This window comes from Cupriavidus sp. L7L (assembly GCF_004353535.1).
GTDB classification, from domain to species: Bacteria; Pseudomonadota; Gammaproteobacteria; order Burkholderiales; family Burkholderiaceae; genus Cupriavidus; species Cupriavidus oxalaticus_A.
In genome coordinates this window covers 1-2,412 of the sequence record NZ_SMNY01000164.1, presented here as the reverse complement: position 1 = coordinate 2,412, position 2,412 = coordinate 1, and the positions used below count along the sequence as shown (strand labels likewise).

Annotated in this window: 4 protein-coding genes; all 4 read right to left on the bottom strand. The window is 60.1% G+C overall.

Annotated elements, in window-relative coordinates:
- Positions 1 to 92: 92 nt before the first annotated feature.
- Positions 93 to 1,046, bottom strand: a complete 954-nt coding sequence (locus tag E1J61_RS36825) for a DotH/IcmK family type IV secretion protein (RefSeq protein WP_133098651.1) — start codon at positions 1,044 to 1,046, stop codon at positions 93 to 95.
- Between the two features lies 1 nt (position 1,047).
- The gene (locus E1J61_RS36820; protein WP_133098650.1) at positions 1,048 to 1,314 is read right to left on the bottom strand and encodes a hypothetical protein; all 267 of its coding nucleotides are present in this window, start codon (positions 1,312 to 1,314) and stop codon (positions 1,048 to 1,050) included.
- Positions 1,315 to 1,323: 9 nt separating this feature from the next.
- The gene (locus tag E1J61_RS36815; RefSeq protein ID WP_133098649.1) at positions 1,324 to 2,013 is read right to left on the bottom strand and encodes a DotI/IcmL/TraM family protein; all 690 of its coding nucleotides are present in this window, start codon (positions 2,011 to 2,013) and stop codon (positions 1,324 to 1,326) included.
- Positions 2,010 to 2,412 (bottom strand): helix-turn-helix domain-containing protein (locus E1J61_RS36810; protein WP_207951317.1); only part of this gene is annotated, 403 nt, incomplete at its 5' end. The genes E1J61_RS36815 and E1J61_RS36810, both read right to left, overlap by 4 nt.

The following is a 2,412-nucleotide window of genomic DNA, read 5'->3' as shown; positions in this document are numbered from 1 at the left end:
GCCTACCCCAGCGGCGGCAACGCCTGCCACGATCATGGCTACCTTGGCGTTCTTTTTAAATCCAGGATGCAGCTTCTTTCGTTCCGACATGGTCATTCCAGCTCGAGGTAGACGTTTCGCAGAGAGCCGTTCTCGCTAAGGGTGGCAACGGGCGTTGGGGCCAACTCGTAGACCCGAGTACCGTCCGCTGCCGCAATCGTTGCCTGATAGGCGGGGTTATTCAGGAAGAGGGTCGTGCGCAAAACCACGTTTCCACCAACCATCCAGGCGCGCGTGCCCTGAGGTGCGTTCTCAACGCGAATCGGCTTCGCGTTCGGTGTGTCAGTGCCGTCGAGCAGCGTCTGCAGATAGTTCGCCGGCAGATTGATCGAAGGCGTTCCGGCAATGGGATCGATTGCATTGGGGCCGCGCCGCGGGATACGGAGATCCAGGCGGTAGTCAGTCTCTCGCTGGCCGGCGACCATGCGAAGCATCACCGGGATCGAGAGGCCCTTCAGAAAGATGGCGACGTTGCCTTCCACGTAATCACCCAGCGCAGTGATCGTAATGGTGGGTACGTCCTTTGCCGGCTGCTTGACTTCGAAGTACCGTTTGCCGAGGTTGTTGACTTCGAGGATGTCCCACGGGGCCCCTGTGATGTCGACCATGGACACCGCTGCCCCTTGATTGCTCACACGGACAATCGGCGGAGTGGATCCCGGGGATAGATCCACGGTGGTAGTCGAGATGACAGGCTTCGGTGGTACACCTGGATAGGTGGAAGCAGCGCGTCGTGCACTGTCGACCCGCTTACGCAGGTCCAGGATCTCGGTGCTCGTGAGCGGCGAGATCGTATCCACCGCGCTGTTGAAGTTAGCCGAGCCGACCGGAGGCGGCTTGAGGGGCGGCAGTGCGCGCGGCGCATTCGCGTCGTCCACTGCAGCGGTGGACGACGGCGCTCCGGCCTTGTTCGGTTCACCAGGACTGCCTTGCGCGGCGGCTTGGCCGCAGGCGGTCGAGATCGACAGGATCAGCAGCGCGTATAGCCGCGGAAGGGATAGGTGCATGTCAGAACGGCACTCCAGTTACTGCGGCGACCATGGACCGGGTATCGATGATCCCTTGCAGCCAGTCGTGACACCGCTTCGACGGTGCGCTCTGCTGCAGCTCGATCAGGGTGCCCCTCGGTGCCGCAAAAACGTCGATGAGGTCGAGTTGGATTGCCCAGTCGGTTTGCATGGCTGTGCTGAGAGGATGACCGTGCTCCCCACAAGTCGCTTGCTGGACGATATCCAGCGACGTCGGCAAGGAGAATTCTTCTGCTTCTTGTGGCATGACTTCAACCTAGTTGATTTTTGTGTTGCAGCTGAGCCGCAGGGACTGCGTTGCAATACCTGCCGGGTTGTCTTCGACCGGAAGGCGCTTGACCGTTTGCTTGACCAGGCATTCGTAGGTCTTGCGCTCACTCTGGCCGGTGATGGTGATGGCAATCGGCATCTCGGTTTCCCATGTGTACAAGCCATCCCGCGCTTCATACTCATTGGCGATGACGCCTGCTCCAGTGGCGACAGCGGATGTCACCAGGCGGCGTGTGCGAATTTTTTCGATGAGGCCGGACGTGTCGTACTGCGCCATCAACGACGCGTAGCCGTCGCGGGTGAATTGAGAGCGCAATGCAACCAGTTTTGCCTTGAGGTTGGTGTCATCGAAATCCAGTGAGAATGCGCCCGTCGCAGTCTTCTGCACTTTCTGGAGAACAGCTTCGCTGCTGACGAACGGCTTCGACAGCGGCACTATCTGGATGAGTCGACCGGCTTCTGTCATGCCCACCAGGACCGGGGCGGGACGGGTCACGAACTGGGTGATGTTCAGTGCCACAGAGCCGACCAGGGCGCAGCCGACGATCAGGTTGCTTTGGAGAAGGCGACCGAAACTGGATTTGTAGAAGCCGGACGCGGCCAGCGTTCGCATGATCGGGTCCGTATTCATGGCCGGGCCCGCGGCGGGCGATTGCTTCTGTTTGGGCGACGTCATTCGGCGGTGTCCTTCTCTGGCAGGCGTTCGGAGAAGCGCTCCGGATAAAGCAGGTGGATCTCCGACACGATCATGTACACCCCGCCCATGCGCTCTAACAGCTGCTTGCAAGAGGCAAGGAGTTTGGTCTTCTGTTCACTCGGCGCTCCTTCCCTGTCGCGACCACAGGTGCCCGAGTTGAGAATGCGTGCCAGGCTAGCCGCGACCTCAGGCGTGGGTACGCCACCTTGTTCAAGGCGGGTGAAGTACGAACGGGAAATCCCAGCGGCCTCGCATAGCTTGTCTGGGCTGAGATTGCGCGCCAGGCGGATGGCCTTGAGTGCCGTCAGCGGTCTTTCGGAAGCGGGCATTTGAACTGGCGTAATTATGTATCGTGTCAATGGTACGCAATTAAACCGC